Below are 24,954 nucleotides of genomic sequence, written 5' to 3'. Positions count from 1 at the left end.
CACGCTGCGCGCCGCCCGGCACGCCCCGTCGGCCCGCGCCGCGTGATTTTATTTAACAAACCCTTTGATGTGCTGCCGCAATTCAGCGACGACGCCGGGCGCCGCACGCTGAAAGATTTTATTCCGGTCAGCGACGTCTACGCGGCAGGCCGTCTGGATCGCGACAGTGAGGGGCTGATGCTGCTGACCAACGATGGCGCGCTGCAGGCGCAGCTTACTCAGCCCGGCAGGCGCACGGGGAAAATTTACTTTGTTCAGGTCGAGGGTGTGCCGCAGGAATCAGATTTATCCCGGCTGCGCAGCGGCGTTGAGCTTAACGACGGCATAACGCTGCCGGCGGGTATCGAAGCGGTCAGCGAGCCGGAGTGGCTATGGCCGCGCACGCCACCAGTGCGCGAACGCAAAACCATCCCCACCAGCTGGCTGAAAATCACCCTGTATGAAGGGCGCAACCGGCAGGTACGACGCATGACGGCGCATATCGGTTTCCCGACCCTGCGCCTGATTCGCTTTGCGCTGGGAGAGCATCAGCTTAACGGGCTTGCTCCCGGCGAATGGCGCGATATCAGCGCTGAGTTTCAATAACCGCAGGTTAATCAGAGCGAGCGAACGATGTTTAAACCTCATGTAACCGTCGCCTGTCTGGTACAGGCGCAGGGTAAACTGCTGGTGGTTGAGGAGCGTGTCGCCGGACGCGTGACCTGGAATCAGCCAGCGGGCCATCTCGAAGCGGATGAGACGCTGCAGGAAGCGGCGCTGCGCGAGCTGTATGAAGAGACCGGCATCCACGCAGAGCTGCACTATTTTCTTGGCGTGCAGCAGTGGATTGCGCCGGATAATACACCTTTTGTGCGGTTTCTCTTTGGTGTTGATCTGCCAGCACCGTGCGTGACCACGCCGCTCGACAGCGATATCGATTGCTGCTGGTGGCTAACACCCGAGCAAATTCTTACGTCCGATCAGCTACGTTCGCCGCTGGTCGCGGAGAGCGTGCGGCTGTGGCAACAGGGCGTGCGCTACCCGCTACAGCTGGTGGCGCCGTTTAACTGGCCGTTTCACAAGGGTGCGCATACCGTGACTCCATGATAGAATGCGCCGCCTGTTTTACTGTAATCAAGAGTGCGTCATGTCTGACAACAGCCAGAAAAAAGTAATCGTCGGAATGTCCGGCGGCGTCGATTCTTCCGTTTCCGCGTGGCTACTGCAGCAGCAGGGCTACCAGGTTGAAGGCCTGTTCATGAAGAACTGGGAGGAGGATGACGGCGAGGAGTATTGCACCGCCGCAGACGATCTGGCTGATGCACAAGCCGTGTGTGACAAGCTTGGCATAAAACTGCACAAAATTAATTTTGCCGCTGAGTACTGGGACAATGTGTTCGAGCATTTTCTCGACGAATATAAGGCGGGGCGCACGCCTAATCCCGATATTCTCTGCAATAAAGAGATCAAATTTAAAGCCTTTCTTGAGTTCGCTGCTGAAGACCTCGGCGCAGATTATATCGCGACCGGCCACTATGTGCGTCGGGCCGACGTGGCGGGCAAAAGCCAGCTGCTGCGCGGACTCGATGGCAATAAAGATCAGAGCTATTTCCTCTACACCCTGAGCCACCAGCAGATCGCCCAGAGCCTGTTTCCGGTCGGTGAACTGGAGAAGCCGGAAGTGCGCCGCATTGCCGAAGAGCTGGATCTGATTACCGCAAAGAAAAAAGATTCTACCGGCATCTGCTTTATCGGCGAGCGCAAGTTTCGCGATTTCCTCGGCCGTTACCTGCCTGCGCAACCGGGCGAAATTGAGACGGTCGAGGGTGAAATTGTCGGTGAGCATCAGGGGCTGATGTACCATACGCTCGGTCAGCGCAAAGGTCTGGGCATTGGCGGCCGCAAAGAGAGCAATGACGATCCCTGGTACGTGGTGGACAAAGATGTCGCACGTAACCGGCTGATTGTCGCCCAGGGCGGCGACCATCCGCGCCTGATGTCTGTGGGCCTGATTGCCCAGCAGCTGCACTGGGTCGATCGTCAGCCGGTGACCTCCCCGCTGCGCTGCACGGTTAAAACCCGCTACCGCCAGAGTGACATCCCGTGTGAAATCCTGCCGCTTGGCGACGATCGCATCGAGGTGCGTTTCGATGAAGCGGTTGCGGCGGTGACGCCGGGCCAGTCTGCGGTGTTCTATCTGGATGACGTCTGTCTCGGTGGCGGTATTATTGAGCAGCGTCTGCCGCTGCCTGAGGCGTAAAACGGCGCCGCTGATTTTTCTGCAGGAGTAGAGCGTGGCTAAAAATTTTTATGATATTACGCTGGCGCTGGCGGGCATTTGCCAGGCTGCACAGCTGACGCAGCAGCTGGCGCATCAGGGCCAGTGCGACAGCGCGGCGCTGCAGGTATCCATACGCAGCCTGCTTGATCTCAATCCCGCCTCCACGCTGGCGGTGTATGGTAATGACGAAGCCAATCTGCGCACCGGTCTGGAGACCTTGATGGCAGTGCTGAACAGCGGCAGCCGTCAGGGTGCCAGTGCGGAAGTGACGCGCTACACGCTGGGTCTGATGGTGCTGGAGCGCAAGCTCAGCGGCAACAAAACCGCGCTGGCGGCGCTGGCACAGCGTATCGGCCAGCTCGATCGTCAGCTGGCGCACTACGGTCCCGAATCTGACACCATTACCAGCGCCATGGCGGGCATCTATGTCGATATCATCAGCCCGCTGGGCCCGCGCATTCAGGTTACCGGCTCACCGCAGGTGCTGCAAAATACTCAGGTACAGAACAAAGTACGCGCGGCGCTGCTGGCGGGGATCCGTTCAGCGGTGCTCTGGCAGCAGTGTGGCGGTGGCCGCCTGCAGCTGATGTTTTCGCGTCAGCGCCTGCTGAATGAAGCCAAAGCTATTTTATCCCGGCTGGGTCCGGCGTATTAAACGCCGCCCTGCCTCATCTGTTAACGTTTCAGGAGTTGCACTGATGGAATTATCCTCTCTGACCGCCGTCTCACCCGTTGATGGCCGTTACGGCGATAAAGTCAGCCCGCTGCGCGCCATTTTCAGTGAGTTTGGTTTACTGAAATTCCGCGTGGAAGTGGAAGTTCGCTGGTTACAGAAACTGGCTGCGACCGCAGAGATCAGGGAAGTTCCTGCATTTGATGGTGACGCAAACGCTTTCCTTGACGCGATTGTCAGCAATTTTGATGAAACTGACGCTGCACGCATCAAAACCATAGAGCGCACTACGAATCACGATGTCAAAGCGGTTGAATACTTTCTGAAAGAGAAAGTGGCTGATGTGCCTGCGCTGCAGGCGGTCTCTGAGTTTATCCACTTCGCCTGCACCTCTGAAGATATCAACAACCTCTCCCATGCGCTGATGCTGGAAACCGCACGCCGCGACGTTATCACGCCCTACTGGCAGAAAATCATCGCTGCGGTGAAGGGACTGGCGCAGGAGTATCGCGATATTCCGCTGCTCTCCCGTACGCACGGCCAGCCTGCTACCCCTTCAACCATGGGTAAAGAGATGGCCAACGTCGCCTACCGCATGGAGCGGCAGCTGCGTCAGCTGGGCAACATTGAGGTGCTGGGCAAAATCAACGGCGCCGTCGGCAACTACAACGCGCACATCGCCGCTTATCCGGAAGCGGACTGGCATCAGATCAGCGAAGAGTTTGTCACCTCGCTTGGCATTACCTGGAACCCCTACACCACGCAGATTGAGCCGCACGACTACATTGCAGAGCTGTTTGACTGTATCGCGCGTTTCAACACTATCCTGATCGATTTTGATCGCGATATCTGGGGCTATGTTGCGCTGAACCACTTCAAACAGAAAACCATCGCGGGCGAAATTGGCTCCTCAACGATGCCGCACAAGGTCAACCCTATCGACTTTGAAAACTCTGAGGGCAATTTAGGCCTGGCAAACGCGGTACTGCAGCACCTCGCCAGCAAGCTCCCGGTGTCACGCTGGCAGCGCGATCTCACCGACTCAACCGTTCTGCGCAACCTCGGCGTCGGCGTCGGCTATGCCCTGATTGCCTATCAGTCCACGCTGAAGGGCATCTCAAAACTGGAGGTGAATCGCGATCGCCTGCTGGATGAGCTGGATCACAACTGGGAAGTGCTTGCCGAGCCGATTCAGACCGTGATGCGCCGTTACGGGATTGAAAAACCCTACGAAAAGCTTAAAGAGCTGACGCGCGGCAAGCGCGTGGATGCGGCGGGCATGCAGGCCTTTATCGACAGCCTGGCGCTGCCGGAAGAGGAGAAAGTGCGCCTGAAGCAGATGACCCCGGCTAACTATCTGGGCCGCGCGGTGCAAATGGTCGATGACCTGAAGTAATTCCGCCTGCACAGGCGCGCACCGCGCGCCTGTTGCGTTGTTCTCTGGTTTAGCTCCCTTCACGTATACTCACTTTATTATCACTGAGTTTGCAGGTAAGGAAAAAGTATGCGTGTTCTGGTTGTGGAAGATAATGCTCTGCTGCGCCACCATCTCGCCGTTCAGCTGCGTGATATGGGGCATCAGGTTGATGCCGCTGAAGATGCGAAAGAAGCTGACTACTTTCTTCAGGAACATCTGCCTGACATTGCGCTGGTTGATCTTGGCCTGCCCGACGAAGATGGCATGTCGCTGATTCGCCGCTGGCGTAGCGACGCGGTGCGCCAGCCGATCCTGGTACTGACCGCACGCGAAGGCTGGCAGGCAAAAGTTGAAGCCCTGGAAGCTGGCGCGGACGACTACGTTACCAAGCCTTTTCATATTGAGGAGGTTGCTGCCCGCCTGCAGGCGCTGATGCGCCGCAATAGCGGCCACGCATCGCAGATCATCTCCCTGCCGCCGTTTCAGGTCGACCTGTCACGTCGCGAGCTGGCGGTGAACGACGTGCCGGTGAAGCTGACAGCATTTGAATATACGATTGCGGAAACGCTGATCCGCAACGCGGGTAAAGTGGTCAGCAAAGATTCGCTGATGCTGCAGCTCTATCCTGACGCTGAACTGCGCGAAAGCCATACCATTGATGTGCTGATGGGCCGCCTGCGCAAGAAAATCCTTGCACTGCATCCGACCGAAGTGATCAACACGGTACGCGGTCAGGGCTACCGTTTCGATCTCTGACGCCATGAACTGGTTTCGCCAGCTGCGCCCGCTCTCGCTCCGTACCCGCTTTCTGCTGGCGACCGCCGCCGTGGTCCTGTTTATCTCTCTCTCCTATGGCATGGTCGCGGTTATCGGCTATGTCGTGAGTTTCGATAAAAATACCTACCGCGTGCTGCGCGGTGAAAGTAACCTCTTTTTCACTCTGGCGCAGTGGCAGGATAACAAACTCACCATCGCGCAGCCGGAGCGCATGACGCTGAATTTCCCGACGCTGGTCTTTATCTACGATGAGCGCGGCAAGCTGCTGTGGCAGCAGCGCGACGTGCCGGAGATCCGGGAAAAAATTCAGCCTGAGTGGCTGCTGAAGCCTGACTTTTATGAAATTGACACCAGCAACCGCACCAGCCTGACGGCATTAGGCGATAACATTCAGGCGCAGCAGCAGCTGCACGCGCTGGACAGCAACAGTAACGACACCTTTACCCATTCGGTTGCGGTGAATCGCTACGATGCGACAGTCAACCTGCCAGCGATGACCATTGTGGTGGTGGATTCCATCCCGCAAGAGCTGCAGCACTCAGACGTAGTCTGGTCATGGTTCAGCTATGTGCTGGCGGCTAACCTGCTGCTGGTGATCCCGCTGCTCTGGCTGGCCGCTCACTGGAGCCTGCGCCCGATTGGCGATCTTACCGCGCAGGTGCGCGAGCTGGAGACTGGCCAGCGGGAAAACCTGGGCGACAATCCGCCGCAGGAGCTGAAAAGCCTGGTGCGCAACCTCAACCTGCTGCTGACCAACGAGCGTCAGCGCTATACCCGCTATCGCACCACCCTCTCTGATTTAACCCACAGCCTGAAAACACCGCTGGCGGTGCTGCAGAGTACGCTGCGCTCGCTGCGCAACGGCAAATCGCTCACCATCGAACAGGCGGAGCCGGTGATGCTGGAGCAGATCAGCCGTATTTCACAGCAGACAGGTTACTATCTGCATCGCGCCAGCATGCAGGCCGATCACAATCCGCTGCAGCGTGATTTTCACTCGGTTTCCGCCCTGCTCGACAGCCTCTGCTCTGCGCTCAACAAGGTTTACCAGCGCAAGGGCGTGGAGATCACGCTCGACATTCCCCCCGAGCTGGTGTTTGTCGGCGATCAGAACGATTTTATGGAAGTGCTCGGCAATGTACTCGATAACGCCTGTAAATATTGCCTGGAATTTATTGAAGTCAGCACGCGCCAGACTGACCAGGCGCTGCATCTGTTTATCGACGATGACGGGCCGGGTATTCCTGAAAGCAAGCGCGATCTGATTTTTGTCCGCGGCCAGCGGGCCGATACGCTGCGGCCGGGACAGGGGCTGGGGCTGGCGGTGGTGCGGGATATTCTTGAACAGTATGCCGGAACCGTCAGCGCCTCTGCCAGCCCGCTGGGCGGCACGCGCATGGAAGTGGTGTTCAGGCGGCAGGAAGTTACACATCACCGCGAGTAGAACCGGCTGCGGACTGTTATACTTGCCAGCAATTATTGCTCCAACCGGAACGCTTCGTATGGATTATCAGCTCGATATCAACCAGACCGACTTTATTCAGCGCTACTGGCAGAAACGCCCGGTCGTGCTTAAGCGCGGCTTCAAAAATTTCGTGGATCCCCTCTCGCCGGATGAGCTGGCGGGACTGGCGATGGAAAATGAGGTGGACAGCCGCCTCGTCAGCCACCATAACGACAAATGGCAGGTCAGCCACGGCCCGTTTGAGAGCTATGACCATCTGGGTGAAAGCAACTGGTCGCTGCTGGTTCAGGCGGTTAACCACTGGCATGAGGGCTCTGCTGCCCTGATGCGCCCGTTCCGCTTTCTGCCCGACTGGCGCATCGACGATCTGATGATCTCGTTTTCAGTCCCGGGCGGCGGCGTGGGTCCGCATTTCGACCAGTATGATGTCTTTATCATTCAGGGTACCGGCCGCCGGCGCTGGCGCGTGGGTGAAAAGGTCCCGATGAAACAGCACTGCCCGCATCCCGATTTGCTGCAGGTTGCGCCGTTTGACGCCATTATCGATGAAGAGCTGGAGCCGGGCGATATTCTCTACATTCCGCCGGGCTTCCCGCACGAGGGCTACTCGCTGGAAAATGCGCTCAACTATTCAGTCGGGTTCCGGGCGCCAAATGGCCGCGAGCTGATCAGCGGCTTTGCTGATTATATGCTGGCTCATGAGCTGGGCAGCTATCGCTACAGCGATCCGGAAGTACCTTCACGCAGCTGCCCGTCGCAGATCCTGCCTTCTGAAGTTGAAGGCATTCGTCAGGTTATGCTGGATGTGATCAACCAGCCGGAGCAGTTCAGCCAGTGGTTTGGCGAATTTATTTCGCAGTCGCGCCATGAGCTGGACGTGGCGCCACCGGAGCCGCCGTATCAGCCGGATGAGATTTACGATGCGCTGCAGCAGGGTGACACGCTGACGCGGCTTGGCGGCCTGCGCGTACTGACGCTGGGTGATGCCGTCTATGTTAATGGCGAGCAGATCACCAGCCAGCATCCGCAGGTACTGGCCGCGCTGGCGCACCAGCATGAACTTGCTCTGGCAGATTTTGGTGACGCGCTGGATGACCCGTCACTGCTGGCGCAGCTGGCTGGTCTGGTAAACAGCGGCTACTGGTTCTTCGCTGATTAAAACCATGCGCCTCTCCCGCTTCCGGGAGAGGCGCTCTTCTGCGTTATGTCCGCTTCTCTGCCGCCAGCGCAGAGAGCCGCACAATCACTTCTGTCGCTTTTTGCATCACATTCAGTGAGGCAAACTCATGTTTGCCGTGGTAGTTATAGCCACCGGTAAAGATATTCGGACAGGGCAGCCCTTTCCACGACAGCGCGGAACCGTCAGTGCCGCCGCGAATCGGCTTCACGTCAGGCTCAATGCCGCAGTCGCGCATCGCCTGCAGCGCCAGCTCAATAATATGCGGATGCGGCTCCACTTTTTCGCGCATATTGCGATAGCTGTCGCTAATCTCGACTTTAACCGAACATTCGCTCTGCAGCCCTTTGCCCACCCGCTGTCCGATGTTCTCCAGCAGCTGTTTGCGCTGTTCATAGCTGTCTGCATCAAAATCGCGGATCAGATACATCAGCTCAGCGTGCTCCACCGTGCCTTTGATAGAGTGCAGATGGAAAAAGCCTTCGTAGCCGTCGGTAAACTGCGGCTTCTCCTGAGCAGGCAGCTCGGCGTGGAAGCGCATCGCCAGATCCAGCGCATTCACCATGACATTCTTTGCGCTGCCGGGATGAACGTTATTCCCGGTGATATAGACCATCGCAGTTGCGGCGTTGAAGTTCTCAAACTCAAACTCGCCGAGACCGCTGCCATCCATGGTGTAAGCCCAGTCAGCCGCAAACCCTTCCACGTCGAAGTGCGACGTGCCGCGGCCGATCTCCTCATCCGGCGTAAAGGCAACCCGGATAGCGCCGTGCGGCACGTCACCCTTTGCCAGCTCCGCCATCGCCGTCATAATCTCCGCAATGCCCGCTTTATCATCCGCACCCAGCAGCGTTTTGCCGTCGGTCGTGATCAACGTATGTCCGGTCAGCTTATGCAGCACCGGGAACATCACCGGCGACAGCACTTCATCCCCGTTACCCAGCGCAATGTCGCCGCCGCGATAGTTCTCCACGATCTGCGGATTGACGTTTTTCGCCGTGTAGTCGGGCGAGGTATCCATATGAGAAATAAAGCCGATAACCGGCACTGGCCAGTCGACGTTGGCCGGCAGCGTACCCATTACGCAGCAGTGGTCGCTCAGCGATACATCGACAAAGCCCAGTGCAATCAGCTCTTCCTGCAGCTGACGCGCCAGGATCCACTGCCCCTCACTGCTCGGCACCTGCCGCGCCTGCGGTTTAGCCTGCGTCTCTATCGCTACGTAGCGCAGAAAGCGTTCCAGTAACTGTTCCATCCGTTATCCCCCTGTTTAAGCCGGTGTTATTATTGCGGCGGCAGCTGCCCGCCGTGTTGCGCGATATCACTCTTCTTTAGGTTAGCCTGCCTGCCATAGCGTGTACCAGGTAAATTATTGCCGGCTGGCCTGTCACGCACAGTTCGGTAGTTTGCCCTCTTTTCCAGGTAATTCAGCGGTAAATTATGGCATTAGATAAATTTTCAGGTATTATCCCGCCTTCACTACGGCTCGCTGTCGCCGGCAGCGAGCCGCTATCCTGATCCCTTCAGACTGAGTGACTAAAATGACGCAAACATGCGCACAACAGGCGCTGGTTACGCTTTCTGGCATCAGTAAAGCTTTCGATGGGAAAACCATCATCTCTGATTTCAACCTGCATATCGGACACGGAGAGTTTATTACTCTGCTGGGCCCGTCAGGCTGCGGGAAAACCACCATTCTGCGCCTGCTTGCCGGCCTGGAAACCACCGACAGCGGCCGCATCACGCTGGATGGCAGCGATATTACCGATACGCCCGCCGAGCAGCGTCATATCAATACTGTGTTTCAGAGCTACGCGCTGTTTCCGCATATGTCCGTGTTTGAGAACGTCGCATTCGGTCTGCGCATGCAGAAGCGCCCCGCCGGTGAGATCGTTCAGCGCGTTAATGAAGCGCTGGCCATGGTGCAGCTGGAGAGTTTCGCCGACCGGCGCCCGCATCAGCTTTCAGGGGGACAGCAGCAGCGGGTCGCTATCGCCCGCGCCGTGGTTAACCAGCCAAAAGTCCTGCTGCTGGATGAGTCTCTCTCGGCGCTGGATTATAAGCTGCGTCGTCAGATGCAGAACGAGCTGAAAGCGCTGCAGCGCAAACTGGGCATCACCTTTGTTTTTGTCACCCACGATCAGGAAGAGGCGCTCTCTATGTCAGATCGTATCGTGGTGATGCGCGACGGTCGCATTGAGCAGGATGGCACGCCGCGTGAAATTTATGAAGAGCCGGGCAACCTGTTTGTGGCGCGTTTTATCGGTGAAATCAACGTCTTTGACGCCGAGGTGATCGCGTGCGACCGCGCGCCCACCATCCGCGCGCGCGTTGAAGGCATCGCCTGCGATCTGCACTGCCCGTTTCCGGTAGCGCCCGGTGATAAACTGCACGTGCTGCTGCGCCCGGAAGATCTGCGCGTTGAAGAGATTGCTCATGACAGCCGCAGCGAGTATCTGACCGGTTTTGTTCGCGACCGCAGCTATAAAGGCATGACCCTGGAGTCCTCGGTGGAGCTGGAGAACGGCAAGCTGCTGACGGTCAGTGAATTCTTCAACGAAGATGACCCCGATTTTGACCACTCGCTGAATCAAAAAATGGCCATCCGCTGGGTGCCGGACTGGGAGGTGGTACTGCCCTATGAAACTGATGCGTAATCGTCTGCAGAAAGCGATTGTTGCCCTGATTGTCAGCTGGCTGACGCTGTTTGTGCTGCTGCCCAATCTGATGATTATCGTCACCAGCTTTCTGACGCGCGATGATGCGCACTTTGTCAGCATGGTACTGACCTTTGATAACTACCGCCGCCTGCTCGACCCGCTCTATGCCAGCGTGCTGCTGCATTCACTGAATATGGCGTTTATCGCCACCCTGTGCTGTCTGCTGCTGGGCTATCCGTTTGCCTGGTGCCTGACCCGCCTCTCGCCGCGGCTGCGTCCGCTGATGCTGTTTTTGCTGATTGTCCCCTTCTGGACCAACTCGCTGATCCGCATCTATGGGCTGAAGATCTTTCTCAGCACCCGCGGCTGGCTGAACGACTTTCTGCTCTGGCTCGGCGTAACAGATAAACCTTTTCGCATCATGTTCACCTCTGAAGCGGTGATTCTGGGGTTAATCTATATCCTGCTGCCGTTTATGGTACTGCCGCTTTACTCCAGCCTGGAGAAGCTTGACCGATCGTATCTTGAAGCGGCGCGCGATCTCGGTGCCAGTAAGCTGCAGACGTTTGTACGCATTATTCTGCCGCTGACTCTGCCCGGCATTGTCGCGGGCTCCCTGCTGGTATTTATCCCGGCGATGGGCATGTTTTACGTTGCCGACCTTATGGGCGGCGCCAGAAATCTGCTGATCGGAAATATTATCAAAAGCCAGTTCCTGAACATTCGCGACTGGCCCTCTGGCGCAGCCACCAGCGTGGTGATGACGCTGCTGATGGGCATTATGCTGCTGTTTTACTGGCGGGCGGCGCGGCTGCTGAATAACCGGATGGATCTCTCATGATGGCGCGTCTGCTACGCGGCGGCTTTATGGCCGCAATCTATGCCTGGTTCTATATTCCGATGATTATCCTGATCGTGAACTCCTTCAACGCCTCGCGCTTTGGCATTAACTGGCAGGGATTCAGCACGCGCTGGTATCAGCTGCTGCTGAACAACAACAGTCTGATTCAGGCAGCGCAGCACTCACTTGTCATGGGTGTGATCTCCGCAACCTGCGCCACGCTGATTGGCGCGCTTACGGCCGTCGCGCTCTACCGTTACCGTTTTCGCGGTAAGCCCTTTGTCAGCGGGATGCTGTTTGTGGTGATGATGTCGCCGGATATTGTTATGGCGATCTCCCTGCTGGTGCTGTTTATGCTGCTGGGGATCTCGCTCGGCTTCTGGTCGCTGCTGTTTTCGCATATCACCTTCTGCCTGCCTTTTGTGGTGATCACCGTTTACTCGCGGCTGAAAGGGTTTGATGTGCGCATGCTGGAGGCGGCAAAAGATCTCGGTGCCAGTGAAGTGACGATTCTGCGTAAAATTCTGCTGCCGCTGGCGATGCCGGCCGTGGCAGCGGGCTGGCTGCTGAGTTTTACCCTCTCTATGGATGATGTGGTGGTCTCATCATTCGTTACCGGGCCGGGTTTCGAAATCCTGCCGCTGAAGATCTACTCCATGGTGAAAGTTGGTGTTTCACCCGAGGTGAACGCGCTGGCGACGATCCTGCTGCTGCTGTCGCTGCTGCTGGTGGCGATCAGTCAGCTACTGCTCCGTGATAAAACCCAATAGAGGATACCCCATGAAAAAACACGCTTGCTGGCTGATAGCGGGAGCGATGGCGCTGTGTATGCAGAGCGCGCAGGCTGACAATAAAACGCTCTACTTCTATAACTGGACGGAGTATGTGCCGCCGGGTCTGCTGGAGCAGTTTACCAAAGAGACCGGGATCAAAGTGATCTACTCCACCTATGAATCCAATGAGAGCATGTACGCCAAGCTGAAAACCTGGAAAGATGGCGCTTACGATCTGGTGGTGCCTTCGACCTATTTTGTCGCCAAAATGCGCAATGAGGGGATGCTGCAGAAGATCGATAAATCGCAGCTGAGCAACTTTAAGAATCTCGATCCCGACCTGCTCAACAAGCCGTTCGATCCCGATAACGACTACTCCATTCCCTATATCTGGGGCGCGACCGCTATCGGTGTCAACAGCGATGAGATCGATCCTAAAACGATCACCCGCTGGGCCGACCTCTGGAAGCCGGAATATAAGCAGAGTCTGCTGCTGACGGACGATGCGCGCGAAGTGTTCCAGGTGGCGCTGCGCAAGCTCGGTTATTCCGGCAACACGCAGGACCCGGCGCAGATCGCTGCCGCGTCAGAAGAGCTGAAAAAGCTGATGCCGAACGTGCTGGCGTTTAACTCCGATAATCCGGGCAACCCGTTTATGGAGGGCGAAGTCAACGTCGGTATGATCTGGAACGGCTCCGCTTACGTGGCGCGTCAGGCGGGCACGCCGCTGAGCATTGTCTGGCCGGAAGAAGGCGGCATTTTCTGGATGGATAACCTGGCGATCCCGGCCAATGCGAAAAACCGGGAGGGGGCGCTGAAGCTGATTAACTTCCTGCTGCGCCCCGATGTGGCAGCTCAGGTGGCGGAAACCATCGGTTACCCGACGCCAAATCTGGCGGCAAAAAAGCTGCTGCCTGCGGCCGTTGCGCAGGATCCGTCACTCTATCCGCCTGCTGACGTCATCAGAAAAGGCGAGTGGCAGAATGATGTCGGAGCCGCCAGCATACAGTATGAAACGCTGTTTCAGCAGCTGAAAGCGGGCCGCTGAAAGGCGTAACGGGCGCCGCACAGGCGCCCGGTTTAGTGCTCCAGGCTCTGCAGCAGGCGCTGCACAAACGCCGGTACCTCTTCGCTCGCCAGGCCATATTTTCCTTCGGCAAACTCATTGCCCACCTGACTTGGCTCCAGGTTCAGCTCAACCGTATGCGCGCCCTGCAGCGTGGCTTCATGTACAAATCCGGCGGCAGGATAGACATGGCCTGAGGTGCCGATGGCGATAAACAGATCCACCTGCTGCATCGCCTCATAGATCTCTTCCATGCCGAGCGGCATTTCGCCGAACCACACCACGTGCGGCCGCAGCCGCGCCGGAAACTGGCAGCAGGTGCAGCGATCGTCGGCGGTCACGTCGCGATGCCACGCCACCACCTGGCCACTCTCCTCACAGCGCACTTTCAGCAGTTCGCCATGCATATGCAGCACGCGCTGGCTGCCGGCACGCTCGTGCAGATTATCGATGTTCTGTGTGACCAGCAGAAAGTTATCGCCCAGCGCCTGTTCAAGCTCTGCCAGCGCCAGATGTGCGGCGTTAGGCTGGATCTCCGGCTGCTGCAGCTGCTGGCGGCGGATATTATAAAAGCGCTGCACCAGCGCCGGATCGCGGCGAAAGCCCTCCGGCGTAGCAACATCTTCAATACGATGTTCTTCCCACAGGCCGTCGGAGGCGCGAAAAGTACGAATGCCCGATTCAGCAGAGATGCCGGCACCGGTCAGTACCACCACGCGCGGCAGCGGATGCGCGGCGAGTTCAGCGCTGCGATCGCGCTCAAAGATGCGCTGGCGAAAGCGCTGATGCACTTTACGGCGGTTTTTCCGGTCGCGGGCGAGCCTCAGGCGGCGGCGCTGTATGCGCATAAAAACTCCTTGATCTGCGGCGCAGTACGCCGTGTTTCGGGTGTTGTAGTGGGCAATGCTGTCCCGGTAATAGCGACTGCGTGGCGACTCCGTCGTACGCAGGCGCTGAAATCGGACGCAGCCGCCGGAGCGGCTGCGTCCGGGCGGTTACTGACCGCTCAGCACGCGGGCCGGATCGAGGCGGCTGGCGCGTCGCGCCGGGTACCAGCTGGCGATCAGGCTCAGCACGATAGCGGTTACCAGTACAATGACAACATCCAGCCAGTGCAGTTCCGACGGCAGAAAATCGATAAAATAGATATCGCCTGCCAGCAGCGTATGCCCGGTCAGATGTTCGATGCCGCGCATCACCGGCGTCAGGTTCAGCGCCACCAGCACACCGGTGACAACGCCGCTGACGCTGCCCAGCAGGCCCGCCAGCAGCCCGTACCAGATAAAGATAGCGCGGATAAGCCCATCTTTAGCCCCCAGGGTACGCAGTACGGCAATGTCTGCGCTCTTATCTTTAACTGCCATCACCAGCGTGGAAACGATATTGAAACAGGCGACGCCAATCACCAGCACCATCGCCAGATACATAATGGCGCGGATCATCTGGATATCGCGATACATATAGCCGTAGGTGCCAATCCAGCTTTTGATATAAACATAGGCGTGGGCTACCTCACCGGCCGTGCGCACCAGCTTTTGCGCCTGAAACGGATCGCTCATCTTCAGTGCGATACCGCTGACGCTGTCGCCCAGGCCCAGATAGCGCTGCGCATCCGCCAGCGGAACCAGCGCCAGGCTGTGATCGAGCATGCCGCTCAGCTGAAGAATACCGCTGACCTGCAGCCGGATGCGCTTTGGCTGCTGCAGCTTATTATCCGCGCTGCTGTTAGGGATCATGATGGTGATCCAGCTGCCCTGCTTCACGTTCAGTGACTTGGCGATACCGCCGCCCAAAATAATCTGCTGCCTGCCGGCGGCAAACTGTGCCCAGGCGTCGCCGGCGACAAACTGCGGCAGTGCGCTGAGACGCGACTCCTGCTGCGGATCAACCCCTTTGACCTGCAGCGCCTGTAGCCTGGCGCCGCTCTCAATCAATCCGGTAAAATTAACGTAGGGGGCCGCCGCCGCGATGCCGGGCACCTGCTCCATCGGGGCAATCAGAGATTGCCAGTCGCGCAGCGGCCCTTCGACCGGCTCAATTTCACCATGCGGAACGACAGCCAGAATGCGGTTATTCAGCTCACGCTCAAAACCGTTCATGGCGCTGAGGCCGATGATCAGTACCGCCACGCCCAGCGCAATTCCCACGGTGGAGATCACTGAAATCAGCGATACCATGCCGCCGCGCCGCCGGCCCCGGCTGAAACGCAGCCCCAGCAACAGCGAGAGTGAAGAGGTCATGCCTCTGCTCCCAGCGTCAGGCGATCGCTCAGCTTTCCGTCACGCATCTCCATCTGCCGCGTCAGCCGTTTTGCCAGCTGCAGATCGTGAGTCACCACCAGAAACGCCGTGCCCTGACGCACGTTAAGCTCGCCCAGCAGTTCAAATATCGCGTCGGCGTTGCGCGCATCGAGATTGCCGGTGGGCTCATCCGCCATCACCAGACGTGGACGGTTAACCAGCGCCCGGGCAATCGCCACGCGCTGACGCTCACCGCCTGAGAGCTCAGAAGGACGATGCGCGGCGCGCTTCTCCAGCCCGACCGCCGCCAGCATTTCGCGGGCGCGACTCTCAGCTTCCGCTTTGGCGGTTTTGCCAATCAGCAGCGGCATCGCCACGTTCTCCAGCGCGCTGAAGTCAGGCAGCAGGTGATGGAACTGATAGATAAAGCCCAGTTCGCGGTTGCGCAGCTCCGCTTTTGCGGCGGCGCTCATGCCATTAAGCGAGCGGCCATCAAACACCACGTCGCCCGAGGTCGGCGCATCCAGCCCGCCCAGCAGATGCAGGAGCGTACTTTTACCAGAGCCGGAGCTGCCGACAATCGCCGCCAGCTCGCCGGGCTGCAGGCTGAAAGCCACGTTGCGCAGCACGTCGGTCTGCACGCTGCCTTCCTGATAGCGTTTGCACAGGTCGCGACACTGCAACAAAGGAGTATTACTCATAACGTAAAGCCTCAGCGGGTTGAACGGCGGCAGCGCGCCAGGAGGGGTAAAGGGTTGAGAGCAGCGCAACCGTCATTGAAATCAGGGCGATCATCACCACCTGCCAGGGATTGATGTCCACCGGCAGCGCCGCGCCATCGAGAAACAGGCCGATGACCGGCATCAGCGTGTTCAGCTGGCTGGCAAGCAGCACGCCAAGCAGCGCACCCAGCAGCGCGCCAATAATACCGGCACTCGCGCCCTGCACCATAAAGACCGCGACAATCTGCCGCCGGGTTAAGCCCTGCGTCTGCAGAATCGCCACTTCGCCCTGCTTCTCCATAATCAGCAGACCCAGCGAGGTGATGATATTGAACGCCGCTACGGCGATAATCAGACTCAGCAGCAGCCCCATCATATTTTTTTCCATGCGTACGGCCTGGAAAAGATCGCCTTTGCGCTCGCGCCAGTCTTTCCACACCGTGCCCTGCGGCAGCGGCTGGGTACTCAGCGTATCCACGCTCAGCGGCTTTTCCAGCCAGAGCCGCCAGCCGGTGATGCTGCCTGCCGGATAGCGCATAACGCGCGATGCATCCTGCTGATTAACGAGGATCTGGTAACCATCTACCTCACTATTTGCCGCGTAAGTCCCGGCAACGGTAAAGATGCGCTGGCTGGGCAGGCGCCCGACCGGCGTAAACTGGCTGACCGAAGGCACCATCAGACGCAGCGCGTCGCCCCGCTTCACGCCGAGCTGTGCAGCGAGCTGCTCACCGAGGATCACATTATATTTGCCCGCCTGCAGCACCTGCTGCTGCGTGTTAACCAGGTAAGGCGTGAGCGGATCGGGTTCGTCCGGATTAACCCCCAGCATCACGCCGACCGAGACGTTGTGCGCACTCTGCAGCACCACATCGGCCGTGGTCAGGGGAGCAACGCGCGTGACGCCCTGCAGCTTCAGGCTGTCAGCCGGCAGCTGCTGCGGATCGATACTGCCTTTGTCACTGGTAATGAGCGCCTGCGGCATCAGCCCCAGGATATTCCCCTCCAGCTCACGCTCAAAGCCGTTCATCACCGACAGCACGGTCACCAGCGCCATTACGCCCAGGGTAATACCGATAGTTGAGAGCCAGGAGACGAAGCGACCGAAGCGGTCTGAAGCCCGTCCACGCATGTAGCGTAAACCGATAAATAGCGCAACTGGTTGATACATGAGTTCCGTTCTGGCCATTGCCTGATAATAAGGTAGAGGGATGATAATGGAGCCGCCTGCTTTATGAAACCTCTAACCCACTGAGTGATGAGCGAAGTTGCATCAAAATGCGTCCCTGCCGCGCCACAGGAGAGATTTCTTTCGCCGCAACGGTTCTGCCCCGCCGTGCGGCCGGATAAAAGCTGTACGAACGGTTGCCGCTGGCGGCGCGCGCATACCATCACTGGCATATCGGGACTATTATATCTGTCAGGCTGATAGCGCGGAGTCGCTGTCGCTCCCTTCCGGCCTGCCTGCGGGCACAATGGAGAGATGATCATCAGGGCGGTTTATGGAATGATGACGCCCTGAAATACAAGGAGAGCACGTCGAGACCCTATGTCGGAACAGCATCGTTATACCCTGCCTGCCAAAGCAGGAGACCATCGTCAGCTCGGCCAGCTGGTCGGCGCCGCGCAGGCGGTTGAGTGCGCCAGTATCACCGAACGCCATCAGGGTCCGGTGTTGATGATCACCCCGGATATGCAGTCCGCGCTGCGGCTGCAGGAGGAGATCCGTCAGTTTACCGACCTGCCGGTGATTAATCTGCCGGACTGGGAAACGCTGCCCTACGACAGCTTTTCGCCCCATCAGGATATTATTTCAGCGCGCCTCTCTACGCTTTACCAGCTGCCGATGCTGGCTCGCGGCATGCTGATTCTGCCGGTCAATACGCTGATGCAGCGCGTCTGCCCGCACAGCTTCCTGCACGGGCACGCGCTGGTGATGCAGCAGGGACAAAAACTGTCCCGCGACGCGCTGCGCGATCAGCTGGAACAAGCGGGTTACCGCCACGTCGATCAGGTGATGGAGCATGGCGAATACGCCACGCGCGGTGCCCTGCTCGATCTCTTCCCGATGGGCAGCGACCAGCCCTATCGCATCGACTTTTTTGATGATGAAATTGACAGCCTGCGCCTGTTCGACGTCGACAGCCAGCGCACGCTGGAGTCAGTGGATGCGATTAATCTCCTGCCGGCGCACGAATTTCCCACTGACAAAGCGGCGATTGAGCTGTTTCGCACCCGCTGGCGCGAGATTTTCGACGTGCGCCGCGAGCCGGAGCATATCTATCAGCAGGTCAGTAAAGGCACGCTGCCCTCCGGCATCGAATACTGGCAGCCGCTGTTTTTTGAGCAGCCGCTGCCCACGCTGTTCAGCTACCTGCCCGCCAGCACGCTGGTGCTGAACTGCGGCGATCTGCCTGGCAGCGCGGATCGCTTCTGGCAGGATGCGCACGCCCGCTTTGAAAACCGGCGCATCGACCCGATGCGCCCGCTGCTGGAGCCGGCCACGCTCTGGCTGCGGCCCGATGCGCTGCTCAGCGAACTGAAAGCCTGGCCGCGCATGCAGCTCACGGCAGAAACGCTGCCGGAAAAAGCCGCCAATACCAACCTGGCCTATGAACCGCTGCCGGAGCTTACCGTGCAGGCCCAGGCGAAAGCCCCACTCGACCTGCTGCGCCAGTTTCTGGAGCAGTTCAGCGGCCAGGTGATTTTCTCGGTAGAGAGCGAAGGCCGCCGGGAAAGCCTGCAGGAGCTGCTGGCGCGCATTAAGCTACGCCCTCAGCCGGTTGAACACTTCAGCGAAGCGGCGGCTCAGCCTTACAGCCTGATGATTGGCGCCAGCGAGCGTGGCTTTATCGATACGCTGCGCGATCGCGCGCTGATCTGTGAAAGCGATCTGCTGGGCGAGCGCGTCAGCCGTCGCCGGCAGGATAATCGCCGCACCATCAATCCGGACGTGCTGATCCGCAACCTGGCGGAGCTGCATCCGGGGCAGCCGGTGGTGCATCTGGAGCACGGCGTCGGACGTTATATCGGACTCACCACACTGGAGGCTGGCGGGATTGTGGCGGAGTACCTGATGCTCTCCTACGCCGGCGACGCCAAGCTTTATGTACCGGTCTCCTCACTGCATCTGATCAGCCGCTACGCCGGTGGCGCCGATGAAAATGCGCCGCTGCACAAGCTGGGCAGCGACGCCTGGTCACGCGCGCGGCAGAAAGCGGCGGAAAAGGTACGCGACGTGGCGGCGGAGCTGCTGGATATCTACGCCCAGCGTGCTGCGAAAAGCGGCTACGCCTTTAAGCACGATCGCGAGCAGTATCGGCTGTTCTGCGAGGGCTTCCCGTTTGAAACCACGCCGGACCAGGCGCAGGCAATTAACGCCGTGCTGAGTGATATGTGCCAGCCGCTGGCCATGGATCGCCTGGTGTGTGGCGACGTGGGCTTTGGTAAAACGGAAGTGGCGATGCGCGCGGCGTTTCTGGCCGTGGAGAACACCAAGCAGGTGGCGGTACTGGTTCCCACCACCCTGCTGGCGCAGCAGCACTATGACAACTTCCGCGATCGCTTTGCCAACTGGCCGGTGCGTATCGAGATGCTGTCACGCTTCCGCAGCGCGAAAGAGCAGGCACAGGTGCTGGAGCAGGCGAGCGAAGGCAAAATCGATATTCTGATCGGCACGCACAAACTGCTGATGAGCGATCTCAAATGGCGCGACCTCGGGCTGCTGATTGTGGATGAAGAGCACCGCTTTGGCGTGCGGCACAAAGAGCGCATCAAGGCGATGCGCGCCGACGTCGATATCCTGACGCTGACCGCTACGCCTATTCCGCGTACGCTGAATATGGCGATGAGCGGCATGCGCGATCTGTCGATTATCGCCACGCCCCCTGCCCGTCGCCTGGCGGTGAAAACCTTTGTGCGCGAATATGACAGCCTGGTGGTGCGCGAAGCGATTCTGCGCGAGGTGCTGCGCGGTGGTCAGGTTTACTACCTCTATAACGACGTGGAAAACATTGAGAAAGCGGCGCAGCGGCTGGCGGATCTGGTGCCGGAAGCGCGTATCGCGATTGGTCACGGCCAGATGCGCGAGCGCGATCTGGAGCGGGTAATGAACGATTTCCATCATCAGCGTTTTAATGTACTGGTCTGTACCACCATCATTGAAACCGGTATCGATGTACCCAGCGCCAACACCATCATCATTGAACGTGCCGATCACTTTGGTCTGGCGCAGCTGCACCAGCTGCGCGGGCGCGTTGGCCGCTCGCACCATCAGGCCTACGCCTGGCTGCTGACACCGCACCCGAAAGCGATGACCACCGATGCCCAGAAGCGGCTGGAGGCGATCGCCTCGCTGGAAGATTTAGGCGCCGGCTTTGCGCTGGCGACGCACGATCTTGAAATCCGCGGCGCCGGTGAGCTGCTGGGCGAGGATCAGAGCGGTCAGATGGAGAGCATCGGCTTTACGCTCTATATGGAGCTGCTGGAAAATGCGGTGGATGCTCTGAAAGCGGGACGCGAGCCGTCGCTGGAAGATCTCACCAGCAATCAGACCGAGATTGAACTGCGGATGCCGGCGCTGCTGCCCGACGATTTCATTCCCGATGTCAGCACCCGTCTTTCACTCTATAAGCGGGTTGCCAGCGCCGCCGACGAGCAGGATCTGGCTGAACTGCGGGTAGAGATGATTGACCGCTTTGGCAAACTGCCTGACGCCGCGCGCAATCTGCTGGATATCGCCGCGCTGCGCCTGGCCGCGCGCGAGCTGGGCGTGCGCAAAATTGAAGCCAGTGACAAAGGCGGCTTCTTTGAGTTTGCCCCGCAGAACCAGATCGATCCCGGCTGGCTGATTAGCCTGCTGCAGAAAGATCCGGCACAGTGGAAGCTGGATGGCCCGACGCGGCTGCGCTTCACGCGCGATCTGGCTGAACGCAAGCTGCGCATGGAGTGGGTTCAGGAGTTTATCACCGAACTGGCAAAGCACCGGCTGCCGGCGGGCTGATGCAAAAGAAAAAAGCGCCTTACGGCGCTTTTTTTATCTGGTTTGCTGTGAAATAGCTTTGCCCAATCAGGCCTGATTCGAATTCAGGATGAGCTGACCGTTGCGATCAAGCGGGATGCGGGTGCCAGGGTCATTCTCCATACGGATTTTGCCCTGCTGGTCGCCTATTTTATAGGTCACATCATAACCCAGCATCTTTTCCTGTTTACTGTATACCGTTCTGCAGCGCTGTTCGCTGGTGGTGTAGGTGTCCCTCTCCTGCAGAGCGCCCTGCACCTGATTACCGCCGTAGCCGCCGGCCAGCGCACCCGCTACGGTAGCCACATCGCGACCGCGACCGCCGCCGAACTGATGACCCAGCACGCCGCCAGCGACGGCACCCAGCACTGAACCGGCAATGCGGTTCTCATCCTGTACCGGACGACGGTGCGTCAGCGTAACGTTACGGCACTCCTGACGCGGCTGTTTGATACTCTCTTTAATCGGGGTGGCTGACAGCACCTGAGCAAATTGCGGACCGCGATCAAACACGTTCATGCTGGCGACCGCCGCCACGCCCAGCGCTGCTGCTACGCCGATTCCGATACCCGCAAGCATTGATTTATTCACAGGAATATCCTCCTGACAGTGTTACCGCGCATTCCCGTCGCTACAGGCTGTAGCGGAGGCATAACCGGCGTGCGCGCCGCGCCGTGTTCCTGAAGATAAGTTTTGCAGATGGTCCGGAATTGCAACATCAGATTAATGGAGGAAACGCAGCGTAAGCGCAGCAGGGCCAGCTTTTAGGAGAGTTCCGAGCCGCGGATTCGGAGCGGGTAATGTTGCGGTGAACTGATGATTATCAGCAGCTTATTGCGGGCAAAACGGGAGCGGGCGACATTATGTCGCCCGCTATTGATTAGTGCAGTTTAAGTCGCGGACGCAGTACGCGGTTCAGACTGCCAACCAGCATCATCAGGCCGGTCTTGAAGTATCCATGGAGCGCAATCTGGTGCATACGATACAGAGAGATGTAGACAAAGCGCGCAATGCGCCCTTCCACCATCATTGAGCCGCGCATCAGGTTACCCATCAGACTGCCCACGGTGGTAAAGCGCGACAGCGAAACCAGCGAGCCGTGATCTTTATAAACGTACGCTTTCAGCGGCTTGCCTTTACGCTGTGCGAGGATGTTATCCAGCACCCGTGACGCCATCTGATGCGCCGACTGCGCGCGCGGCGGCACGAAGCCGCCACCTGGCAGCGCACAGGAGGCGCAGTCGCCGAGCGCGTAGATATTTTCATCGCGCGTGGTCTGCAGCGTCTCTTTAACCACCAGCTGGTTAATGCGGTTGGTCTCCAGGCCGCCGATCTCTTTCATAAAGTCAGGCGCTTTGATGCCTGCTGCCCACACCATCAGATCGGCAGCAATATACTCACCCTCTTTGGTGTTAAGCCCTTTCGCATCGGCGCTGGTCACCATGGTCTGCGTCAGAACGCGTACGCCCAGTTTGGTCAGCTCCTGATGGGCCGCCGCAGAGATGCGCGGTGGCAGCGCGGGCAGAATGCGCTCACCCGCTTCCACCAGCGTGACGTTGAGCGCGCTGCTGTCGAGACCTTTGTAGCCGTAGCTGTGCAGTTGCTTCACCGCATTGTAAAGCTCAGCAGAGAGCTCCACGCCGGTGGCGCCGCCGCCAACAATGGCGATATTGACCTTCTGCAGCTCACCTTCGCTGGCGGAAAAACGCAGGAACTGATTCAGCATCTCATTATGGAAGCGACGCGCCTGATGCGGATTGTCGAGGAAGATGCAGTGATCTTTTACGCCCGGGGTGCCGAAATCATTGGACGTACTGCCCAGCGCCACCACCAGACGGTCCCACGCCAGCTCACGCTGCGGCACCAGAATCTCGCCCTGAGCGTCGCGGATTTCCGCCAGCTCAATGGTTTTGCGATCGCGATGGATCTGCGTCAGCGAGCCCAGCTGAAACTGAAAGCCGTGGTTGCGGGCGTGAGCCAGATAGCTCAGCGCGTCAATGCCCTCATCCATAGAGCCGGTCGCCACCTCATGCAGCAGCGGTTTCCAGAGATGACTGTGGTTGCGGTCAACCAGAATAATCTCCGCTTTTTTGCTGCGCCCCAGCTTATGCCCCAGCTGCGTTGCCAGCTCCAGGCCACCGGCGCCTCCGCCAATAATGACGATCTTTTCCATGGTTGTAGTCAATGCAGACCCCCTCAAAGTTGTAAACCAAAAGTTAATTAATGGTTAAATAAAACCTTAATAAACATAGGGTTGGCGATGTTTAATCGCGCGCTGAGGGCAGAATATCACGCCGGTCTAACCAGATCATAAGGAAATTGATGCAGATCAATCTTTCGCGGGGATTATCAGAATGTTACACGTTTTGTGAATAGCATCACACGACAAACGCCGCATTCCCCCAGGGAACGCGGCGCTTCGCAACGCTTACTGCTGTGCGTTATGCGCCAGCCAGCGCGCCTGCAGATCGCTGAGCTGACGCTGATTCTGCCGCCAGCGCGCGCTGCTCTGCAGCTCATCCAGCGTATGCTGCCCGCGATGCCAGAGCCGTGCAATACGTTCTGCCGGACCCGCCTGCAGATTATCCAGCACGCTAATGGCGCCCGCCCGCTGGTTGCAAACCAGAATCATATCGCAACCGGCATCCAGCGACTGCTGCGCCCGTTCGGCGTAGCTGCCCATCACGGCGGCGCCCTCCATTGAGAGATCGTCGGAGAAGATCACGCCGTCAAAGGCGAGCTCCTGACGCAGCACCTGCTGCAGCCAGTAAGGCGAGCCGCTGGCGGGCAGCGGATCGACCTGGGTGTAGATAACGTGGGCCGGCATCACCGCATCCAGCAGCTGTTCACTGATGAGCTGCTGAAAAATAGCCATATCGTGCTGGCGCAGCGTGGCGGCGTCGCGCGTATCACGCGGTGTCTCTTTATGCGAATCCGCGCTGACCGCGCCGTGGCCGGGAAAATGTTTACCGGTGGTTTTCATACCGGCTTCGCGCATGCCGTTAATAAAGCGCCGCGCGATCTGCAGCGCAATGGCCGGATCGACATGAAACGCCCGATCGCCGATTGCGGCGCTGATGTGGCCGATATCGAGCACCGGTGCAAAGCTGATATCGATATCAAGCCCGGTGATCTCCGCCGCCATCTGCCAGCCCGCCTGCTGCGCCAGCTCGCCTGCCGCAGTCAAATCGTGCAGGGCAGCAAAGGACTGCATTGCCGGCAGCTGCGTGAAGCCTTCGCGGAAACGCTGCACGCGCCCGCCTTCCTGATCCACCGCCACCACCAGCCGGTTACGGGAAGCGGCGCGGATCTGACGCACCAGCTCGCGGAGCTGAGCAACGTCATGAAAGTTGCGCGTAAACAGAATAAGTCCGCCCACCAGCGGGTGCTGCAATATCTCGCGCTCTTCTGCGTCCAGCGTATAGCCCGCCACGTCCAGCATCAGCGGGCCGGGTGCATTGATTGTCATAGCTCAGTTCCTGAATTAAATATCCTGCCAGCTGGTCTGCGCCAGCTGCTGTAAAGTTGCCTCGCCGCTCTGCTCGGCGCGCAGCTGATACCAGCTCGCCATCAGCAGCTGCAGCCACGGCTGCCAGCGCGCGATCTGACGCGCCAGCACGGCCGCTTCCATGTGCGTCCGTGCGGCATACTCTTCTGTCCACTCCGCTGCCTGCGCCGGCGCCCATGCACAGATGGCAGCCAGCTCCAGCGCCACGTCGCCATCGGCTGCATACTCCCAGTCAATCAGCCTCAGCCCGGCTGGCGTCGCGATCACATTACCCGGATGGACGTCCATATGCAGCGGCGCAAGGCGCAGCGGGCGCGGTTCCCCCTGTCGCTGCAGCCGCTGCAGGCGCGCCAGC

22 protein-coding genes are annotated in these 24,954 nt (G+C 58.8%); 13 read left to right on the top strand and 9 right to left on the bottom strand.

The window, feature by feature from the left end:
* The 8 genes from rluE to HA43_RS16320 form a co-directional block, all read left to right on the top strand.
* Nucleotides 1-585 (top strand): 23S rRNA pseudouridine(2457) synthase RluE (gene rluE / locus HA43_RS16355; protein WP_094112138.1); only part of this gene is annotated, 585 nt, incomplete at its 5' end.
* A 27-nt stretch (nt 586-612) separates the two neighbouring features.
* Nucleotides 613-1,086 (top strand): NUDIX domain-containing protein, encoded by a 474-nt coding sequence (locus HA43_RS16350; protein WP_039383899.1) that lies wholly within the window; start codon nt 613-615, stop codon nt 1,084-1,086.
* Nucleotides 1,087-1,126: 40 nt separating this feature from the next.
* Nucleotides 1,127-2,239 (top strand): tRNA 2-thiouridine(34) synthase MnmA, encoded by a 1,113-nt coding sequence (gene mnmA, locus HA43_RS16345; RefSeq protein ID WP_039385800.1) that lies wholly within the window; start codon nt 1,127-1,129, stop codon nt 2,237-2,239.
* Nucleotides 2,240-2,273: 34 nt separating this feature from the next.
* Nucleotides 2,274-2,915 carry a high frequency lysogenization protein HflD gene (gene hflD / locus HA43_RS16340; protein ID WP_094112137.1) on the top strand — a complete coding sequence of 214 codons (642 nt, stop codon included), beginning with the start codon at nt 2,274-2,276 and terminating at the stop codon, nt 2,913-2,915.
* Between the two features lie 43 nt (nt 2,916-2,958).
* Complete coding sequence (gene purB / locus HA43_RS16335; protein ID WP_094112136.1) at nt 2,959-4,329, top strand: adenylosuccinate lyase; 1,371 nt, start codon at nt 2,959-2,961, stop codon at nt 4,327-4,329.
* A 108-nt stretch (nt 4,330-4,437) separates the two neighbouring features.
* A complete protein-coding gene (phoP, locus tag HA43_RS16330) occupies nt 4,438-5,106 on the top strand; it encodes a two-component system response regulator PhoP (RefSeq protein ID WP_039383893.1) in 669 nt (222 codons plus the stop codon).
* A gap of 4 nt (nt 5,107-5,110) precedes the next feature.
* Nucleotides 5,111-6,571, top strand: a complete 1,461-nt coding sequence (gene phoQ / locus HA43_RS16325; protein WP_071668747.1) for a two-component system sensor histidine kinase PhoQ — start codon at nt 5,111-5,113, stop codon at nt 6,569-6,571.
* A gap of 58 nt (nt 6,572-6,629) precedes the next feature.
* Nucleotides 6,630-7,751: a ribosomal protein uL16 3-hydroxylase gene (locus HA43_RS16320; protein ID WP_094112135.1), complete on the top strand. Its 1,122-nt coding sequence runs from the start codon at nt 6,630-6,632 to the stop codon at nt 7,749-7,751.
* 43 nt (nt 7,752-7,794) lie between these two features.
* Here the strand turns inward: HA43_RS16320 and pepT are convergent, their stop codons facing one another.
* Nucleotides 7,795-9,024, bottom strand: a complete 1,230-nt coding sequence (pepT, locus tag HA43_RS16315; protein ID WP_039383887.1) for a peptidase T — start codon at nt 9,022-9,024, stop codon at nt 7,795-7,797.
* Between the two features lie 286 nt (nt 9,025-9,310).
* Between pepT and potA the strand changes: the two genes are divergently transcribed.
* Genes potA through potD form a run of 4 tightly spaced genes read left to right on the top strand, consistent with a single transcriptional unit; the run spans nt 9,311 to nt 13,091 of the window.
* Complete coding sequence (potA, locus tag HA43_RS16310) at nt 9,311-10,426, top strand: spermidine/putrescine ABC transporter ATP-binding protein PotA (RefSeq protein ID WP_039383885.1); 1,116 nt, start codon at nt 9,311-9,313, stop codon at nt 10,424-10,426.
* Complete coding sequence (potB, locus tag HA43_RS16305) at nt 10,419-11,270, top strand: spermidine/putrescine ABC transporter permease PotB (RefSeq protein WP_199181684.1); 852 nt, start codon at nt 10,419-10,421, stop codon at nt 11,268-11,270. The genes potA and potB overlap by 8 nt, the downstream gene beginning before the upstream one ends.
* Entirely contained in the window at nt 11,267-12,040 is a 774-nt protein-coding gene (gene potC, locus HA43_RS16300) for a spermidine/putrescine ABC transporter permease PotC (RefSeq protein WP_094112134.1), read from the top strand. Before potB ends, potC begins: the two co-directional genes overlap by 4 nt.
* Before the next feature lie 10 nt (nt 12,041-12,050).
* The gene (gene potD / locus HA43_RS16295; protein WP_071668744.1) at nt 12,051-13,091 is read left to right on the top strand and encodes a spermidine/putrescine ABC transporter substrate-binding protein PotD; all 1,041 of its coding nucleotides are present in this window, start codon (nt 12,051-12,053) and stop codon (nt 13,089-13,091) included.
* Nucleotides 13,092-13,123: 32 nt separating this feature from the next.
* Here potD and cobB read toward each other — a convergent pair whose 3' ends face one another.
* The 4 genes from cobB to lolC all read right to left on the bottom strand — a co-directional run bounded on the left by cobB (nt 13,124) and on the right by lolC (nt 17,242).
* Nucleotides 13,124-13,957, bottom strand: coding sequence for a Sir2 family NAD+-dependent deacetylase (gene cobB, locus HA43_RS16290; RefSeq protein WP_071668743.1), 834 nt, complete (start codon nt 13,955-13,957; stop codon nt 13,124-13,126).
* Nucleotides 13,958-14,104: 147 nt separating this feature from the next.
* On the bottom strand, nt 14,105-15,349 hold the full coding sequence (gene lolE / locus HA43_RS16285; protein ID WP_039383878.1) for a lipoprotein-releasing ABC transporter permease subunit LolE: 1,245 nt from the start codon (nt 15,347-15,349) through the stop codon (nt 14,105-14,107).
* Nucleotides 15,346-16,050 (bottom strand): lipoprotein-releasing ABC transporter ATP-binding protein LolD, encoded by a 705-nt coding sequence (lolD, locus tag HA43_RS16280; RefSeq protein WP_094112133.1) that lies wholly within the window; start codon nt 16,048-16,050, stop codon nt 15,346-15,348. The genes lolE and lolD overlap by 4 nt, the downstream gene beginning before the upstream one ends.
* Nucleotides 16,043-17,242 carry a lipoprotein-releasing ABC transporter permease subunit LolC gene (gene lolC / locus HA43_RS16275; protein WP_039383875.1) on the bottom strand — a complete coding sequence of 400 codons (1,200 nt, stop codon included), beginning with the start codon at nt 17,240-17,242 and terminating at the stop codon, nt 16,043-16,045. Before lolC ends, lolD begins: the two co-directional genes overlap by 8 nt.
* A gap of 378 nt (nt 17,243-17,620) precedes the next feature.
* Between lolC and mfd the strand changes: the two genes are divergently transcribed.
* Nucleotides 17,621-21,073, top strand: a complete 3,453-nt coding sequence (gene mfd, locus HA43_RS16270; protein ID WP_039383874.1) for a transcription-repair coupling factor — start codon at nt 17,621-17,623, stop codon at nt 21,071-21,073.
* 66 nt (nt 21,074-21,139) lie between these two features.
* Here the strand turns inward: mfd and HA43_RS16265 are convergent, their stop codons facing one another.
* The 4 genes from HA43_RS16265 to HA43_RS16250 all read right to left on the bottom strand — a co-directional run.
* Entirely contained in the window at nt 21,140-21,682 is a 543-nt protein-coding gene (locus HA43_RS16265) for a glycine zipper 2TM domain-containing protein (protein WP_039383872.1), read from the bottom strand.
* 289 nt (nt 21,683-21,971) lie between these two features.
* Entirely contained in the window at nt 21,972-23,276 is a 1,305-nt protein-coding gene (locus tag HA43_RS16260; protein WP_071668742.1) for an NAD(P)/FAD-dependent oxidoreductase, read from the bottom strand.
* 243 nt (nt 23,277-23,519) lie between these two features.
* The gene (gene nagZ / locus HA43_RS16255) at nt 23,520-24,560 is read right to left on the bottom strand and encodes a beta-N-acetylhexosaminidase (RefSeq protein WP_094112132.1); all 1,041 of its coding nucleotides are present in this window, start codon (nt 24,558-24,560) and stop codon (nt 23,520-23,522) included.
* Between the two features lie 15 nt (nt 24,561-24,575).
* A partial coding sequence (locus HA43_RS16250; RefSeq protein ID WP_158086453.1) for a phosphotransferase occupies nt 24,576-24,954 on the bottom strand: 379 nt, incomplete at its 5' end.

Source organism: Pantoea eucrina (assembly GCF_002095385.1).
Taxonomy (GTDB): Bacteria; Pseudomonadota; Gammaproteobacteria; order Enterobacterales; family Enterobacteriaceae; genus Pantoea; species Pantoea eucrina.
Note: the sequence above shows the minus strand (reverse complement) of the source record. Positions and strands in the feature narration are given on the sequence as shown.